The organism is Acidovorax sp. A1169 (assembly GCF_030704685.1).
GTDB lineage: Bacteria > Pseudomonadota > Gammaproteobacteria > Burkholderiales > Burkholderiaceae_C > Acidovorax.
Genome location: NZ_JAUZDX010000002.1, coordinates 470,502 through 488,558 on the forward strand (window position 1 = coordinate 470,502; position 18,057 = coordinate 488,558).

At 63.7% G+C, this 18,057-nt stretch carries 11 protein-coding genes and 1 pseudogene; 8 read left to right on the forward strand and 4 right to left on the reverse strand.

Annotated elements, in window-relative coordinates; translation table 11 throughout:
• The first annotated feature begins 164 nt into the window (after positions 1-164).
• Positions 165-1,250: an adenylate/guanylate cyclase domain-containing protein gene (locus QYL93_RS05465; RefSeq protein ID WP_305742693.1), complete on the forward strand. Its 1,086-nt coding sequence runs from the start codon at positions 165-167 to the stop codon at positions 1,248-1,250.
• A gap of 16 nt (positions 1,251-1,266) precedes the next feature.
• Here the strand turns inward: QYL93_RS05465 and QYL93_RS05470 are convergent, their stop codons facing one another.
• Positions 1,267-1,995: a haloacid dehalogenase type II gene (locus QYL93_RS05470; protein WP_305742694.1), complete on the reverse strand. Its 729-nt coding sequence runs from the start codon at positions 1,993-1,995 to the stop codon at positions 1,267-1,269.
• Positions 1,996-2,222: 227 nt separating this feature from the next.
• Between QYL93_RS05470 and QYL93_RS05475 the strand changes: the two genes are divergently transcribed.
• From QYL93_RS05475 to QYL93_RS05495, 5 genes are all read left to right on the forward strand, one after another.
• Positions 2,223-3,455 carry an MFS transporter gene (locus QYL93_RS05475; RefSeq protein WP_305742695.1) on the forward strand — a complete coding sequence of 411 codons (1,233 nt, stop codon included), beginning with the start codon at positions 2,223-2,225 and terminating at the stop codon, positions 3,453-3,455.
• A gap of 133 nt (positions 3,456-3,588) precedes the next feature.
• Positions 3,589-4,815, forward strand: a complete 1,227-nt coding sequence (gene alaC, locus QYL93_RS05480; RefSeq protein WP_305742696.1) for an alanine transaminase — start codon at positions 3,589-3,591, stop codon at positions 4,813-4,815.
• Between the two features lie 823 nt (positions 4,816-5,638).
• Entirely contained in the window at positions 5,639-8,272 is a 2,634-nt protein-coding gene (locus QYL93_RS05485) for a hypothetical protein (protein ID WP_305742697.1), read from the forward strand.
• A gap of 118 nt (positions 8,273-8,390) precedes the next feature.
• Positions 8,391-10,856: a hypothetical protein gene (locus QYL93_RS05490; protein WP_305742698.1), complete on the forward strand. Its 2,466-nt coding sequence runs from the start codon at positions 8,391-8,393 to the stop codon at positions 10,854-10,856.
• 377 nt (positions 10,857-11,233) lie between these two features.
• Positions 11,234-11,455, forward strand: a complete 222-nt coding sequence (locus QYL93_RS05495) for a hypothetical protein (RefSeq protein ID WP_305742699.1) — start codon at positions 11,234-11,236, stop codon at positions 11,453-11,455.
• Positions 11,456-11,542: 87 nt separating this feature from the next.
• On the opposite strand, the gene QYL93_RS05500 is transcribed toward QYL93_RS05495, so the two are convergent.
• Positions 11,543-11,719: a hypothetical protein gene (locus QYL93_RS05500; protein WP_370876939.1), complete on the reverse strand. Its 177-nt coding sequence runs from the start codon at positions 11,717-11,719 to the stop codon at positions 11,543-11,545.
• Between the two features lie 94 nt (positions 11,720-11,813).
• Positions 11,814-12,917 carry a M14 family metallopeptidase gene (locus QYL93_RS05505; protein WP_305742700.1) on the reverse strand — a complete coding sequence of 368 codons (1,104 nt, stop codon included), beginning with the start codon at positions 12,915-12,917 and terminating at the stop codon, positions 11,814-11,816.
• 40 nt (positions 12,918-12,957) lie between these two features.
• On the opposite strand from QYL93_RS05505, the gene QYL93_RS05510 reads away from it, so the two are divergent.
• Positions 12,958-13,323, forward strand: a complete 366-nt coding sequence (locus QYL93_RS05510) for a hypothetical protein (RefSeq protein WP_305742701.1) — start codon at positions 12,958-12,960, stop codon at positions 13,321-13,323.
• A gap of 7 nt (positions 13,324-13,330) precedes the next feature.
• Here QYL93_RS05510 and QYL93_RS31920 read toward each other — a convergent pair.
• Positions 13,331-13,471 (reverse strand): annotated as a pseudogene (locus tag QYL93_RS31920) (tyrosine phenol-lyase); the annotation flags it as partial.
• A 1,024-nt stretch (positions 13,472-14,495) separates the two neighbouring features.
• Here QYL93_RS31920 and QYL93_RS05515 point away from each other — a divergent pair.
• Positions 14,496-18,047, forward strand: coding sequence for a S8 family serine peptidase (locus QYL93_RS05515; RefSeq protein ID WP_305742702.1), 3,552 nt, complete (start codon positions 14,496-14,498; stop codon positions 18,045-18,047).
• Positions 18,048-18,057: the final 10 nt, after the last annotated feature.

Here is an 18,057-nt window from a genome sequence, read left to right on the forward strand (position 1 = left end):
CGCACGAGCTGCTGTGCCAGGCCCGTCGCGCCCACTCGCTGGTTGTTTTTCCTGGTCGTTTTCCCGCGGGCGGCTTGACCGATGGCCCGGCGCACCCCTATTCTGGCTGGCGGGCGCCTCCATGGCCCCGGCCCTTCTCATTGGAACCATTGCGCTTGCCGCCCATGCACAAAGAATTCAACCACGATGCCCTGCGCCGCCTGCAGGCGCTGATTGCCCGCGAAACGGGCGCCCCGCTCAACGAGGCGGCCACGGCCGAGATGGCGGCCATCCTGCGCGGCAGCGAGGGGCCTGATGGCGTGCTCAATGAAAGCCTGTCGGTGGCTCCGCGCGAGGTCACCATCCTGTTGGCCGACCTGCGCGGCTTCACGGCCTTGTCGGCATCGCTGCCTGCGGGCGTGGTGATCCCTGCGCTCAACCGCTGCCTGGCCATGCTCAGCGAGGTGGTCTTCAAGCACGGCGGCGCCATCGACAAGTTCATGGGCGACTCCATCATGGTGCTCTTCGGCGCACCCGTGGCGCGTGAGGACGATGTGGACCGCGCCCTGATGTGCGCCGTCGAGATGCAGATGGCCATGCGCGACCTGAACCTGGCCCACATGCGCGAGCGCCTGCCCGAGGTGTTTCTGGGCATTGGCGTGAACACCGGCACGGTGATGGCCGGGCGCTTCGGGTCGGACGTGTACTCCGAATACACCGTCATCGGCGAAGAGGTCAACCTCGCCTCGCGCATCGAGGCCTTCAGCCTGCGCGGGCAGGTGCTCATCAGCGAGGCGACCTACCAGCGCTGCTGGGGGCTGGTGTCGGCATCGGCCCCCATGCAGGTCTACGTCAAGGGGCGCCAGCAGCCCGTGGGCCTGCGCGAGCTGGTGGCCATCCCCTCGCGCAAGCTCAAGGTGCCGCGCCAGGAGTTTCGCCGCAGTCACCGCGTGGACACGCGCCTGCCCTGCCTGTGCCAGCGCATACAGGACAAGATCATCGTGCCGCAGATCGTGCATGCCGCCATCCGCGACATCGGCTACCACGGCCTGCTGGTGGAGCTGACCGAAGAGCTGGCCCTGCACAGCGAGCTCAAGCTTGAATTCGACCTGACCCTGGTCGAATACCACGCCACCGACGTCTACGCCCGCGTCATCACCTTGAAGCCCGAAGGTGGCCAGTGGCTGGCGGGCCTGGAGTTCACCTCCATCAGCCCCGAGTGCCATGCCAAGGTGCAGATGTTCGTGCAGTTGCTGGTGGCGGCGCGATAGGTTCCGAGGCCTGTGCTCAGCAACCCAGCCGCTGGGCAAGGTCGAGGATGCTGGAGGTGTGCAGGTCGTTGCCCGGCTGTGGCGTGCCATCCTTCGGCCGGGCTGCGCCCAGCTCCAGCGGCCGCTCCACATAGATGGTGCGCAGCCCGCAGGCGCGCGCAGCCTCCAGGTCGTCATGGTGGGTGGCCACCAGCGCCACCTGGGCGGGTTCCAGGTCAAAGGTGCGCGCCACGCCCAGGTAGGTGTTCGGGTGGGGCTTGTACGCGCGGAACACCTCGGCGCTCAGGATGCAGTCCCACGGCAGGCCTGCGCGCTTGGCCATATGGGTCAGCAGGCTGATGTTGCCGTTCGACAGCGTGGTGATGGTGAAGCGCGACTTTAGCTGCGTGAGCCCGGCCACGCTGTCTGCCCAGGGGGCCAGCCGCTGCCACACGTGGTTCAGGTGCCAGCGCTCGGCCTCGGTGAGGTGGGCCAGGCCGAATTTAGGCAGTATCTCGTCGAGGATGCCGCGGTGCAGCGCGTCGATGCGCGTCCACCCCTGCTCGCCACGCATCACGCGCGCCATGGCCGGCTGGTAGCCGCTGCGCCAGGCAATCGCAAAGGCATCTCCATCCACGGCGGGGTGCAGCGCCTGCATCTCGCGCACGATGGAGCCGTGCCAATCCACCACGGTGCCAAAGATGTCGAAAGCCAGCACCTTCACGGTGTCGGCAAGCTCGTCTGCGGTGCTGAGTGGTGTGGTCATTCGCTGGCCCGGTTGGAAACGAAGACCCCAGCGTAGCAGCCCCGCTGGCGAGGCCTGTTCACCAAGGTTACAGATATCCCCGCCCCTGCAGCGCAGCGCGGGGCGTGCTATGGTTACATGAATCGGGTTTACCCCCGTAACTCCGTTTCTTCCCCACCCCGTGCTTCTTCTGCGCCGCTTGCCAATGGCCGGTGCGGCGTTGCCCTGTTGCCGTTGCTGCTGCCGCCATGACCGCGCCCCTGTCGCCCTCCACGTTGCCCATCGCCCACACCCCCACAGACGACCGCACCCTGGTGCGCGCCGTTCTGGCCCTCGGGGTGGGCGGCTTTTCCATCGGCACGGGCGAGTTCGTCATCATGGGCCTGCTGCCCGAGGTGGCGCGCGACATCAACGTGAGCATTCCGCAGGCCGGCCACGTCATCAGCGCCTATGCGCTGGGCGTGGTGGTGGGCGCGCCCGTGCTGGCCGTGCTGTGCGCCAACTGGGGGCGGCGTGCGCTGCTCATGGCATTGATGGTGGTGTACGCGCTGGGCAACTTTGCATCGGCCCTGGCGCCGGGCTACGGCTCGCTCAGCGCCATGCGCCTGTTCACCGGCCTGCCGCACGGCACCTACTTCGGCGTGGCGGCCCTGGTGGCTGCGGCCCTGGCGCCCCCGGGGCGCCGCGCGCGCGCCGTTGGCTGGGTCATGCTGGGGTTGACCACCGCCACGCTGGTGGGCGTGCCCATTGCCGCCGCGCTGGGCGAGCATTTCGGCTGGCGCGCGGCCTTTGTCTTCGTGGGGCTCATCGCCGTGGCCGCCGTGGTAATGGTGCGCCTGTGGGTGCCCGAGATGCCTGCATCGCACGGCGCCAGCCCGCTGCGCGAGCTGGGCGCCCTGGCGCGCAAGCAGGTGTGGTTCACCCTGGGCATTGGCGCCATCGGCTTTGGTGGCATGTTCGCCGTGTTCAGCTACATCAAGCCCACGCTGCTCGAGGTGGCCGGCATGCCGCCCGCGCTCATGCCCTTCGTGCTCGCGCTGTTCGGCCTGGGCATGGTGGTGGGTAACATCGTCGGCTCGCGCATGGCCGACAAGGCCCTCATGCTCACCGTGGGCAAGGTGCTGCTGTGGTCCATCGTGGTGCTGGCGCTGTCCGTGCCTGCGGCCCACCACCCCATCACGGCTGCGCTCTCCACCTTCTTCCTGGGCACGCTGGTCGCCATCGGCCCCGCACTGCAGATCCGCCTGATGGATGTGGCGGGCCATGCGCAGACCCTGGCCGCCGCGCTCAACCACTCGGCATTCAACGCCGCCAACGCCCTGGGCGCCTGGCTGGGCGGCATGTCCATCGCGGCCGGCCTGGGGTGGACTTCCACCGGCTGGGTGGGCGTGGTGCTGGGCATCTGCGGCGTGGGCATCTTCGCGTGGTCCATGTCGAGCGAAAAGGCCACCACACGCACCAGCGCAGGCCTCAAAGCCTGAGCGTAGCGGCGGTGCGACAACGCCGCAATGTGAGGAACGAACGCCGCGTTTGATGTACATTGAATGCGGGCCGGCCTTTCTGCCAGCCACGTCGCTCGGACGGTTCCGGGCGCTTACGTGAAAGTTCACCAGCATGTCTGCTTCTCAGGGCAAGCGCCGCTTTGCGCGCATCGATCGCCTACCCCCCTACGTCTTCAACATCACGGCCGAGCTCAAGCTGGCCGCCCGCCGCCGTGGCGAGGACATCATCGACATGAGCATGGGCAACCCCGATGGCGCCACCCCGCCGCACATCGTGGCCAAGCTCACCGAGGTGGCCCAGCGGCCCGACACCCACGGCTACTCTGCCAGCAAGGGCATCCCCCGCCTGCGCCGCGCCATCAGCCACTGGTACAAAGACCGCTATGCGGTCGACATCGACCCCGACACCGAGGCCATCGTCACCATCGGCTCCAAGGAAGGGCTGGCCCACCTCATGCTGGCCACGCTGGACCGGGGCGACACCGTGCTCGTGCCCGACCCGAGCTACCCCATCCACATCTACGGCGCGGTGATTGCCGGGGCCGATATCCGCAGCGTGCCCGTGGCGCCCGATGTCGACTTTTTTGCCGAGCTCGAAAAGGCCATCCGCGGCAGCTACCCCAAGCCCAAGATGATGATCTTCGGCTTCCCCAGCAACCCCACCGCGCAGTGCGTGGAGCTGTCGTTCTTCGAACGCGTGATCGCCCTGGCCAAGAAGCACGACATCCTGGTAGTACACGACCTGGCCTATGCCGACATCGTGTACGACGGCTACCGGGCCCCCAGCATCATGGAAGTGCCCGGCGCCAAGGACGTGGCCGTGGAGTTCTTCACCCTCTCCAAAAGCTACAACATGGCCGGCTGGCGCATCGGCTTCATGGTGGGCAACCCCGACCTCGTGGCCGCGCTCGCCCGCATCAAAAGCTACCACGACTACGGCACCTTCACCCCCCTGCAGGTCGCAGCCATCGCCGCGCTCGAGGGCGACCAGCAGTGCGTGAAAGACATCGCCGCCCAGTACCAGCGCCGCCGCGATGTGCTGTTCAAAGGCCTCACGGAATCCGGCTGGGCCGTCGATTGCCCCAAGGCCAGCATGTACATCTGGGCCCGCCTCCCCGAACCCTACCGTGCCCTGGGCTCGCTCGAATTCGCCCGCCAGCTGCTCGACAAGGCCAAGGTCTGCGTGTCGCCCGGCATCGGCTTTGGCGACCAGGGGGATGAGTACGTGCGGTTTGCGTTGATCGAGAACGAGGCGCGTATCCGCCAGGCTGTGCGCGGCATCCGTGCCATGTTCAAGGCCGATGGGTTGTTGAAGGTGCCTGGGGTGGCTGCGATCTGAGGAGTCAGACCCAGAAAAACGTCTGCTTGTCGCGGCGGCAGCGGAGCTTCAGGGCCATCGCGCGGACGAGCGTTAGGCAGCGGTCTCGGTCAGCCGGTGCCACCCATTTGGCGCTCGATGACCGGCTGACAACGGTCATCTAGGGGTGACCTTAGCCGGCGCGCCAGCGTGCGGTCAGCGACCTTGAGCCGCCGTTCGCCCATGCGCTCGCTCGAGTAGGCCACGATCGAGTGGTCGCTCTTTACCGCTTGCGAACTCGCGGACCTCTGACCGGAAGGTGAGGCTTGGTCTGCCAGTAGTTTGCAGCCCGTTTCACAGAAGGAATCAGGACTACGAGCGTACCGTCGTTCTTTCACATTTTCACCGCGCCGCAAATCGGAGCCTCGTTGAGCGCAAAAGTGCCAATTACCCCGATGTTGTCGTGAACCTGTCCCGAGTGCTTGATCGACCCCGTGTCTTTCCGAAGTTCACAGTGTTGGACTGCGTCAACGACATCGTTGATCAGCTAGAAATCCGGGCAAGCCTGCACGATCTTCTTGCGCACGTTATCGAACGTTGGATGCGTGCCAACAGCTGTCCCAATAGTCAGTCGGACAACGTCGGCGACGTAGCCGAACCTAAGGGTATGGTCCGCGCTCAAAAATACTGGGCGGCTGCGTCTACCACATTCCATCTTCACCGGCATCGGGTGAACAACCTAGTTGAGAGCGACACTTGGCCAGGATATGTGCCGAGCAGACGCCCTTGAATGCGTAGATGCGCTCAACGCTGCACTTTGTGACGTTACGATAGCAAAACACTCCAACGACTCCATACACCTGCTATGCCCGACAGCGATATCGTGATCGACCTGAATTCCAGTAATCACAACCGACCAGTGAGCTCAGGTGCAGAGTTAATTCAGCGTGAAGCCTTTGACGCGCTGAGTCTTCAGATCAGCAAGGACTTGGCTCAAGCCGAATTCAAGGCATCCCTGGAGGCGCGCCAAAACAATGTCGAAAGAGAAGACCTGTACCCGCATGGAAGCGGCCTGACCTACTTCATTGACGGTACGCGGGGCGCAGGAAAATCCACCTTTCTGCGCTTTACATACAACTATCTGAATGAACGCCCGGGAGTGAAAAAAGAAGGCGTTGCAGTGTCTGTCACGCCCTTGCTGTATCTGGACCCTAGCCGCATCGAATCCGGCGAAATCCTATTGCTGCACATCCTCAAGCACCTGAAGCGCCTGATGGAGAACTGCCCCCACCGCGGGCAGGACTGGGGCAGGCACCAAGAGCAGTTCAGGGACCTTTTCAAGCAGATGGCCGGTGGTTTGCACCTGTTCGTCTCCAAGACAGACAGCCTCAAAGACCTGGATGCCGAACTGTTCCTGGATTACGGCCTGGACCGTGCGGCCGACAGCCAGCGTCTGCGCCACCTGCTGCATCAGACCATTGAACTGGTCTGCTCGGTATATAAAACGCGAGCTTTTCTCTTAGCCATCGACGACGCGGACACCAAGTTCGCCCATGCCATCGATGTGCTGGAATGCATCCGCAAGTACCTGGACACGCCACAAATCGTGGTGCTCGTCACCGGCGACATGGAGATGTACTCACTGCTGGTGCAAAACCACTTTCAGCAAGACTTCGCCAGCAATGACAAGGGCTTCTCCCCTGATCGCAAGACCCAGCAGACCCGCATGGTGGCGCACCTGGAAGAGCAATACCTGCTCAAGCTCTTCCCCATCCAACGGCGGGTCCAGTTGAAAACTCTGCACACGCTCACCGAAAGAAAGCGCAAAGACAGTAAGCCGGGCGTGCCCGCCGGCCCACCGGCCTTCGTCGTCAAAAGGCCTGGGGATGGCGACGCGGTGCCTTTGCTCGCGGCGATTGACGCCATCGCCACCGCAGGCCTGCGCCTGCGTGATCGCCTCGACCTCGACTTGTTCCGCGAGTACGTCCTGAAGCTGCCCGTACGTTCCGTGCTGCAGCTCTTGTCCTCCTACTACCAATTTAGCGCCGGTGGTACCGCCTCTGAGCGTGAAGCCGCTTCCGAGGCATTGCGTGCCACGGCGCTGAGCAGCCTGTACCGGCATGACATCGATGTCGAGAGCATCGCGGAAGGCGATCTGCATGCGGTCATCAATGCCGCCTTCGACCTGTGCCAGTTGGATGGTGAGCCGGATACCGCCATCTACCTACGACCACAGTCGCGGGATGCGACTTTGCGCAATGCCTACGTGTCACTGGCGGCGGATGTGGCACGGCTGTGCGAACACGATCCGGCCAAGGCCATCACCTACATGGTGAGCATGGCTGGCAGCAACAATATCCTCCACTTGGTGATGGGCAAGGCTACCCAAAAGCCGGGTGGACGCGGAGCCGGCGATGCTAGGGATGAAAGCGCGCTGCAGCGGAAGGTCAAGCAGTATCTGTCTGTCGGCCGCAAGGACAACGCACTCAATTGGTCCTTGCATGCCACCGCTGCACTGATGGGCGCGAGCACAACTGCAGGTCTGCAATTGCGCCAAGGCATCATTGGAGTGCGCACCTCAAGCAAGAGCGATGCCGTCACTTTCGACGCGAAACTGGTCACCGCACTCAAACTGGAGTCAACGGAACTCTACCCTGCTATCGCCTTCAGCCAGTCGGCCGTCAAAAAGCCCAGCCACACCCTGCGTTATCTGTCTATCTTCAACACCCTGGGCCTGATTTCCAATCTGCTGGATATTGACGCAACGGACACAGACGGCAGTCGTAAGCAGCTATTCAAGCAACTGAACAAGATCAAGAGCGTGCAGACCGTCTCTCTGCCAAACTGGGACGATCTGGCTGCTCGCGACGATGAGGCCGATACAGAGGCTGGCGAGGCCGAATATGAGGACGATGACCAACCTGCAGAACTCGTCAAACTGGTGACTCAGATCACAAGCTGGCTTGACATATGCCAAGGGCTCAAACAGCATTTCCACCCGTCAGCCGTACTGATGGGAAAGATCTGGAATCGGTTGTACTTCAGCCTAGACAATATTTCAGCTGCCATGCGCGCTGGCAACCAGATCAACGAGCGTAGCTGCAAGGCCATGGAACTGTTCGCCTGGGCCTTGATCAACGCCTGCCTAGTTGAAGAAGTTGATTATCACCACCGAGCAGGCGAGCCGGCGGGCGCGACTTTGAACAGATACAACCCCAGAACTTCGGGTGCGTTAGTGATCAAGAAGTTCCAGTCCCCTGCCAAGAGCGCTTCACAGGCCAGCTTGGATGTCACTGCAGACATGGCCCCCCTGGCCTTCATGATCGCGTCATGCCCGCTTGTGCTGGGCTTGATCAAGCACGATGCCAAGAGCAGGCCATTCATCGACAGCCTGAATGCTAAGCTGACAGATTTCCGTGGCAGTCACCAGATTCCCCACGAGGTATTGTGCAACCAGAAGGTATGGGACTGCGTTGGCCAAACAACGGTCTCTGAATAAACAACCTTCCAATATCCCCATAGGCGAAAGCCGCAGCCTGCGGTTCAAGCCCATGGGGTCCCCCGGCGCAATGCCCGCATCACACACCCCCCAACTTGCCCTGCTTTGCTGCCGCACGTTGAGCAGCTCGCTGCTCCGTCAGCACCTGCTGACCAGCGACTGGTCCAGGCCTCAAGACGAGCGTGAGCTACGTCAACAGCTCTACCTCAGCAACCAGCCCTGGCAAGCGCGCTTGCCGGACCATGTTTTCGATCTCGGTTTCAAAGCAGCGCAATCGCAGGGGCTCAAGGACGGTCAACTGGCCACCACCGCCTTGCGGATGCTGGCCGAGCGCTACCTGGAGGTACAGCACGGTCAGGTGCATGTGCGGCTGACTCTGTATGGCGAGTGGCAGCAAAGCGTTCTGAGTCGCGTGAGCGGTATGCCAATCATGGCGGCCATGCAGGCGCTGCGCCTTCAGCATGGCGGCTATATGGCGGCCGACATGGTGACGCTGAAAATCCCTGCGCGTACCCGGCATCTACCATTGCCGAGCATCGCGCCGTGCGATGGTGCGGTGGAGGATTACATCAGCCGCGAAGGCCTTCATGAAAGCCACTTGCACCTGAACGGCAGCAGTTTTGCCGAGCAATGCTGGTTGCGCGCCATGGCCTGGCCAGAACAGGAGGTCAAGCAATTCAGCGGCTTGTGGCAGGCTGCCCAGCGAAGCGCTGCCAGTGACCGGGTGCGGGAACTGGCTCGACTGTACGACACGGATTTCAACCCGACGCAGTTTCGGCATGACCTCATGCTGGCGCGGCAGTTGCGCGGCTGGTTGGTGTATTTCGCTCAGCAGCCGTCCTCGAATCACCCACCCTTGCCGTGGCGGGCAGACGATCTGCGCGGCTGGCGCCGACCGGCACCGGCTCCCGAGCTACCGAAAAAGTTCAATCCGCTGCATAGCCCCTCCAGCGAGGGCCTGACCGCAGAACTGGCATGGATGACGCATTTGCTGCAACAGCACGCCCTGCCCCCTCAGGTAGATCGTATGCTGCACTTATACCTGCTGTTGCAGCACCAGTACCGTGCGTTGATGGTGCAAGGCGAAGAGTTGTACGGCTTCGATCAGTTCCAGAAGTTCACCCACACCGAGCTGCGGAGCCCCGCCGAGAAGCGTTATCTCCAGCGGCTGCGCGATATGCACGGCCCGCACTTGCAGCGCAGCCAAAGCGCCTATCTGGAAGGACGGTTCGCCCCCAAATCCACGGCCACCGACAACACCCAGCTGCTGAAGATCATCCTGCTGGACTATCTGGAGTACATGCAGGAAGGTAACGACTGCAAGGTTGACGTCGACAAGACCTCTCTGCGTAGCGTGCTCAAAGCGCTGGACACCGTGTGCGAAAGCGCCGATGTGCGATGGCCGCGTCGCCAGCAATTGGCCCTGGTGGCGCATTTCATCAAGGAAGACTGGGACATCAAGAAAGGCGGGTCCTACCGCCACTACACGCTACGGCGCAAGCTGGAGGCCCAGATGGCACAGCTGCGTACGACGCTGAAAGATCATCCAAGGCTGCACCGCTGGGTTCGTGGCGTCGATGGCGCAGCCAACGAATTGCATGCGCCCCCAGAGGTGTTTGCCAGCGTCTTCCGGCAAGCCGCGCGCACCGGGCTTGGGCACCGCAGTTTCCACGTCGGCGAAGATTTCCCTCACCTGTTGACCGGACTGAGACACATGCTGGATGCGCTGGAGCTGCTCGACCTTCGCGATGGGGCGCGCATCGGCCACGGCACAGCCCTCGGCATTGCGCCTGCACTCTGGTTGGACCGCATGCCCAGCACGCTGCACCTGAAGCGCAGTGAGCGGCTACTGGACCTCTTGGCAGCTTGGCAGTTGCTGCGCGAGCTGCAGGACACCACAGCGCAAGCGTACCAGGTCGAGCTGGAGCTTCAACGCCTGCTTCCTCAGGTGTTCAGGGTGCCGGTCTCTGCTCACCTGTTTGAGCGTGCGATGCGTCTGCGCGGCCTCCACATGGGCTTCGTGGCGTCGCTGCAGCAACGCCCTGACTGGCGCGGGGCTTCTGCCTCGTTGGTCGACAGTCTGCGCGAAGAAGCCCGGCTGGTGAGTGAAGCCAAGGAGCGCGACGAGGAGGCCCTGTCGCTGTTTTGGCAGTGGCAGAACGACCGCGAGCTCTGGCAGCGAAGCGAATCGCTGTTAAGCATCGAAACTCGAGACGCGCTCTTTACGCCTGCCATCTACCTTCGACTTCAGCAGGCCCTGATGAAATGTGTGGCCGATCGGCGGGTCGTCATTGAAACCCTGCCCAGCAGCAACGTCCGCATCAGCCAATACGAACGATTTGAGGAGCACCATGCCCTGCGCTGGATGGGCATTCCAGGCCATGTGCAGGATGGCGACACGCCCATCATGGTATCCCTCGGCTCTGACGATCCAGGCATCTTCGCCGGCAACCTCAAGGGCGAGTTCTACCAACTCTATGCCGTGCTTAGGCAGCAAGGCCTCTCAGACGCTGACGCCCTGCGCCATGTCAGCATCGTCAATGAGCGGGGGCGCCAGTATCGGTTCCATGATCCAGCGTTTTGACTGCTGCGGGAATGGTGATGCTCATTGCTGCCGCTTTGCGAGGATGCCCTCACTGGAATCAACCCGGTATTTCCGATCCCAGGCGCAATTTCCTCGGACCGGCGATACCGGCAACTTGTTGCCGTCGCCGTCGGCTTGTTTGCGATGTTCACGCTTTTCTATCGCCACATGCCGCTTGAGCCGCAGTGAATAGTACTAAGGTGGAGTACGGTGGCCAGCCTGTTGCTCAACAAGACCTGCTATCGCATAGCTACATGCGGGCCGGTTCGCTTGAAGTTATACCGATCGAGGACGCGGTGCGCTTCTATGAGTCGCAGCTCTCACTGCCACGAGTCACATGGCGTTGCTGAAGTCAGAGGTTGGATGTCTGCTCCGCTATGGTCAGCAAGGTGCCGGAAATGCGAGGCGCGCTTTTGTCCGGCACGCATGACGAGTGCCGAGGTCGCATTTTTTCATTTGGGCTGATGGCCGCCGCTGCTTCCTCCAATGCGTGGGTCGCGGCGCTCTTCATCATCAGCTTTCTCGTCGCATTTACCACGGTGCGGGCGTTTGCGCCGTTGGTCGAGGTGTCGCCACCGCAGACAAGGAGCGTTCAGTGAATCTGTCCGCAAAACGTGCAAAGCGGCGTAATCGCCTCTGTCAGGCTGACCTGCGCCAGCTGCGCTAGTTGATACCAGCCGCATGCATCACATCGCCAAAATCCGCCGCGCCTCCCCCTCCAACGCCCACAACACCTCCCCCCAAGCCACCCGCACCGCCTTCAGCTTCATCGCCGGCTCCTTTTGCGGCGCCAGCAGACGCACCACCACTATCTGCGCGTTCGGGCTCGTGGCGCCCGCAGTCGCGGTCAGGGTCGGGTGCACGTCCGTTACCGCGCGCGCCGGTTGCGCTCCAGTGCGGTGCCGGCGGCAAAGAATATGCTGGCCACGCGGCATGGGGCCGGACCATGCAGTCGCGTCACCCCTTCCGCAACCCCTGCACCGTCTGCAACAGCACCACCCGTGTCTGCCCCAGCACCATACCCTTCCATTCCTCGTTGTCGCAGTAGAACGCATCACGCAGCTGGGTGCGTATCTCGCGTTGCTGCGCGGCCGGTGCCTCGGGGTGGCTGCGCAGCCAGGTGTCCGCGCGCAGGCGCAGCAGCATGTCTGCCTCGGGCAGGGTGCCGAACTCCAGGCCCATGGGGGCGATGCGGGCGTTGGGGCATTCGTCGAAGGCGGTTGTGACCACGGGGCCCGACACGTCGGCCGAGGCGGAGTCGCCGGAGAAGGGCGAGAACACGTCGGCGCCCCACCAGGATTGCGCCAGCGCCAGGTCTTCGGGCGTGTTGCGACCGGGGTAGATCTTCTCGCCGTGGCCGTAGGGCCCCAGGCCCGTGTGCACGTCGATCCAGCCCAGGTGCGTGGCGGCAGCCGCGTACTTGCGCAATATGGCGCGGATGGTCTGGTTGCTCCACGATGGCGCGGTGCCCCCGTAGAACAAGCCGTCGGGCGAGGTGTACTGCCCCTTGAAGACGGCATTGCGGAAGGCGGCTGTGCCGTGCTGGGCAATGTAGGCGGCCACGGCCGCGTCGTCGGCTGGCGTTGGCGGCCAAGTGGCGGGCAGCATCAGCGGCTCCACGTCGGCATACGCCGCGTTCACCGGCAGTGGCGCGGTGAAGTCGATGTGGTTGCGGTTCAGGTCGATGTTGTCTTCGTTCGTGCGGTGCAGGTGCGAAAACCCGTGCGGGTTGACCGCATGCACCAGCAGCAGTGCCACGCCGGCCTGCTGCAGCCGCGCAAGCAGGTCGGCATCGTGCAGCGTGGCCACCTGCGTGCCCGATCCGCAGAAGCCTTCGGGCCCGTGCGTGCCCGAGGTGACGAGCAGGATCTTCTTTGCATCCATCGCGCCGATCAGCGCCACGTCGGTGGCCAGCTCTTCGCCCAACGCGCCGAGGTGATCCGGGTGCACGAAGGATTCGACGGCCGCGCCGCTCTGGGCGGCGGCCTCCAGGAACTTGGCGCGGGCTTCGGCATACGTGCCCGAGAAATACCGCGTGGCGGCGCTGGGTTGTGTGGGCATGGTGCGTGGGGTTCCTGTGCTTTTGGAGAAGAGGGTGGGCATGAAGCTGAAGATTGTGGCCAACTCGCAGCGTGCTTGCCTGCATGCTTGCGAGCTTGCCCGCCGGTGCTTCGATGCTCGGCCCGCAGGGTCGCGCGGCTGGCGAAGCGGGCGCATCACAAGCAGCAAGATTAACGCCATCGCCAGTCATGGCTTTCGCCATGCCATAGCCAAGGCAGACACCCTCCCCGATGCGGTAGGCCAGGTAGTCCGGGTCCATCGCTTCTTCCAGGCCCAAGGCCAGCGCCTCTATGTGGCGGCCCGCCAGGCCGCCGTAGGTGATGAAGCCCGCTCACCACGCAACGCTCCTGCACCGCGCGAAACAGTTCCTGGTCGTCGTGAAAGGTGCAAAACCCGCCGAGAGTGACCAGCCCATCCTTTTTGGACCACACGACTGCGATGTCTGCGCAGGCCGTCATTTCGCGCACGGCCTCGGGGATGCTGTGCTGCGCATATTCGGGCTCGCGTTGCTGGATGAACCAGGCGTTCTCCACGAAGCGGGTGGTGTCGATCACTACCGGAATGCTTGCCTGATCAGGGCTGCCCTTGCCCGATTAGGGCTGCGTCCATCGCGCTCGCTGCGCCGTTGTCGGGCGTGCGAGCGCGACGCGGGGTGGGTGGGCGTGAGGCGTTTGAGAAGGCTCCGGTGCATTGGCAATGCAGCGGCCAGGCAGGCATGCAAGCCGTTTTGCGCGCCGCCTACCAAACGGTCAGTTGGTAACCGCGGCAGCGCCGTTTGCAGACCCGGGAGCAGAACTTGGAGCAAGGGGCGCCTGAACCTTGTCGCCCCCAACAGGTCTGGATGCAGCACCCTCTCGGTCATCGCTTCGGGGACCGAAGTAGTAGAAGGCGATGAACGCAAAGAACAGGACGATGGCCACTGCAGCCCCCCACTTCACTGCGGTAGGTGTTCGCACGCTTTGAAGAGGCTTCGAGCCGGATTGGGGTGCTGCAGCGGGGGACGTGTCGGTTTTCATATCAGCCGCCGTGCTTAACGTGTGCCGCCCGAATTGGCCTGGCGCGCCTGCAGCGCCGGGCGGGGCAGAGTCGATGCGTCGAAGCGAGGGGATGGGGTCTTCATGAAATGCCTCCAGGTAATGGCATGGCAGAGCGCCAGGAGTTTCCATTAAGTATTTGGCCCGCCAACTCCACAGTAGGACAGCAGCACATCGCCAGGTCAGCTTTGGCAGCCAGTCCACCGCGTGTGGCGCAGGCATACCAGCACCGGCAGGAGAGGAGGATGGCAGCCGCGTGCCAGCCCCGGGAGCCAGGCACCAGCCAGGCCCCGTGCAATGTGGTGGTCTGGCCATTTAGTTCTTGCGTGCAGATCGTGAATTCAGACAATCGGTGGAATATCAGCCACCCATGGCTTGTCTGGCAGTATGTCGTGCGAATGCGTTCTAAACGCTGGCGCCCACTGCCTGATGTGCTGCAGGCTGTTGTTCGAAAGCAACCAGGTACGGCTCTGCCTTGGCTGGGTTGCTGCCGGCGCCCACCCGTGGCGCAAAGACCCAAAACTGTGAGCAGGAGGGGGAAGCCATGGCAGTCACGCAGCGCTACCTGGTGAAGGTGTCAGTGGGGAGCAGCGGCAAGCCGCTCAGATTGGGTGGGGTCGAGGTGGGTACCGACGACTCCGTGCCGCTATTCAAGAGCATCCAGCCCCAGGCCGCAGGGGGAACCTTGGGCGTTGGTGGCCAGCAGGGCGCAGTCTGGCATATCGTCCGGCCGGGTTTTGCAATCGCCGACACACCCAACCCGTGGGATGTCTGCCACGAAATGGTGTCCCAGAAAATTGGCCTGTCCGGCAACGGGATGGTGGTTTACGCCGAGCCCGACCTGGCGCAGCAGTGGGAGCCAGATTCGGCCGAAGGCCCCTTGCAAGCACTCCAGGAAGAATGCGAGGCGACCGGCCAGGACCCGGACTCTCCAACCCAGCCACAGAACGACTGGTACCGCGACGAGAACCATGGCCAGTATGCGACGCTGCCGGCGCAATGGAACGGCACCGGTGTGCGCATCGCCCACCTGGATACGGGGTTTGATCCGAACCACTCCAGCCGGCCGGCGAATCTGAATGTGCAGCTCGGCAAGAACTTCGTCGATGAAGACGCAGGGGACGATGCTTCGGATACAACCTCCTCGATCTGGAACAACCGTGGGCATGGGACGGGCACCCTGAGCATCCTGGCTGGCGCTCCAGTGGCCCCGGGTGGCATCCCCGGGGTTGCGCCCCAGGCCGAGGTGGTTCCGATCCGCGTGGCCAACCGCGTCGCGCTGTTCTACAACAGCGCCATTGCGAAGGCGCTCGATCACGTGCATTCCCTGTGCCAAAGGCCCGAGACCTTCGTGGACGTGGTCACCATGAGCATGGGCGGACTGCCGTCGCAGGCATGGGCAGAGGCGGTGAACGCGCTGTATGACGCGGGGGTGTTCGTCGTCACCGCAGCCGGAAACAATTTCGGCAATCTCCCCACTCACCAGATCGTCTTCCCTGCCCGGTTCAACCGGGTGGTGGCGGCCTGCGGCGCCATGGCCAACCAGCGGCCGTATGCGGACCTGGGGCCTGGCAAGATGGCGGGCAACTACGGGCCCGATTCCAAGATGCGCACGGCCATGGCGGCCTACACGCCGAACATCCCTTGGGCGCGTTTCGGTTGCGGTGGCGTCGTTCGTTTCAATGGGGCCGGAACATCGTCCGCAACGCCCCAGGTGGCCGCCACGGCCGCGCTCTACATCCAGAAGAACCGTCAGGCACTCAAAGCGCTGCCCCAGCCATGGATGCGGGTCGAGGCCACGCGCAAGGCATTGTTCTCCTCGGCCGAGAACCTGGACCGGGCAAAGTTCGGCAACGGCATCATTCGCGCGGCAGTGGCATTGGGCAAGCCGGTACCTGCAGCCTCCGGGCTGGTGAAGGAGGAGCCGGACAGCGCCAGGCTCGGTTTCCTGAAGGTGCTTACGGGCTTGGGCCTGGGCATGACCGGTGGGCCCGATGTACTGCAGATGCTTGAATTGGAGGCGCTGCAGCTGACCCAAAGTGCTGAAATCGAGCTGCTGCTGCCCGATCCGGCCGATTGGCCCACGCTGCCCGAGGGCCGCAAGATGGCCGTCCTCAAGGCGCTGGCGGACCATCCCAGGGCGTCGCGTGCGCTTAGGGCCGCCCTGCAGCCCGTGGTACCTGGAACGGCGCCGTCCACGGTGGCGGCGGCGGGCGCAAGCGCCCAGGTCCCTGGCATGGTGGGCTCATTGCTGCCTGCGCAACGCCATGCGCCCGTGCCTTCGGTGCGCCGGCTGCGCATCTACACGTTTGACCCATCGCTTGGCCAGCGGGTCGAAACGCTGGCCCTCAACGAGACGGTGGCAACCATACGGTGGGAAGAAGGCTTGTGTCCCGGCCCGGTGGGGGAATACCTGGAGATAGTCGACGTAGACCCTGCCAGCGGACGTTGCTACCACCCGGTGGACCTCGATCATCCCCACCTGCTGGCTTCGGACGGGCTTGCGCCGTCCGAGGCCAACCCGCAGTTCCACCAGCAGATGGTCTATGCGGTGGCCATGCGCACCATAGAGCACTTCGAGCGCGCGTTGGGCCGGCGCGCTCTGTGGGCACCGCATTTCGAGCGCGTCAGGACGCCGGCCGGGGTGCGCCTGGAGTCGCGCTACGTGCAGCGACTGCGTGTGTACCCCCACGCGCTGAAGGCCCGCAATGCCTACTACAGCCCGCAGAAGAAGGCGCTGCTGCTGGGATACTTCGCGGGCAGCGACGCGGAGCACCGGGGGAGCGAGGAGACCGTATTCACCGCCTTGTCGAGCGACATCATTGCGCATGAAACCACGCATGCCCTGCTCGATGGCCTGCACAGCCGGTTCAGGGAGCCGACGAACAAGGACGTGCTTGCATTCCACGAGGCATTTGCCGACATCGTGGCGCTGTTCCAGCACTTCTCGCTGGAAGGCGCACTGCGGGATGCGCTGCGCCATCAGATAGCCACCAACCGGGCCAGCCTGGAACAGCAAAGTCTGCTCAGCGGAATCGCCGTGCAGTTCGGCAAGAAGACGGGGCACCATGGCGCGCTGCGCAGCTTCGTGGGGAAGCCGCCAACCCCGCAGGACTACAGCGAGCATGACAAGCCGCACGAACGTGGCGCGGTGCTCGTGGCGGCCGTCTTCGACGCCTTCCTGCAAATCTACATGCGCAAGGCCGTCACGCCCATCCGCCTGGCCACCGCCGGCTCGGAGGTCCTGCCGCAGGGCATGCTGCAGGGCGATCTCGTCGACGAGCTGGCCAGGGTGGCAACGAACGTGGCCCACCAGGTGCTGCTGATGTGCATCCGCGCGCTGGACTACTGCCCGCCGGTGGACATCACCTTCGGCGATTTCCTGCGCGCCATCATCACTGCGGACAAGGACCTGGTGCCCAATGACCCGCTCGGCTACCGCGTTGCCATCGCATCGGCATTCCGCGCGCGCGGCATCTACCCGGAAGGCGTGCGAACGGTGTCCGTCGACACCTTGAGCTGGGATCCTCCGCCGGCGCAGTTCGAGAAACTGGGCAAGGTACTGTCGGTCCTGTCTTTCAACTGGGACAAGGAGTCTGACCGGCACCGGTCGTGGACCAGCTCCATGGCCAATGCGCGCATGGTGCATCGATGGCTTTGTGATCCCAAGCGCGTCTCCGACGCGGAGCTGGCGATGCTCGGGCTGCGCCGAAAGGCGGACCCGAATTTCCAGGTCGCCATGAAGGATGGCTCCGTGGCGACCATGGACCTGCGGGGCATCGAGGTCCACTCGGTTCGGCCGCTGCAACGGGTTGGGCCTGACGGTCAGTTGCTGTCTCAGGTCGTGGTCGAGCTGACCCAGTCCCTGCGTTCCAAAGAGAACGAACCGCTGGTGCTGCGCGGCGGCTGCACGCTCATCATCGATCTCAGGAAAAGCATGGTGACCTACATGGTGCGCAAGCGCGCAGACCAGTTCGCCCGCATGGAGCGCCAGCAGGAGCTGTGGGGCCACAACACCCCGCAGATACGCGATCTGTACCGGGCCCATGATGGCTGGGGTGATGAGCCATTCGCCTTTCTCCATGGTGTGCATTGAGGGAGACCAG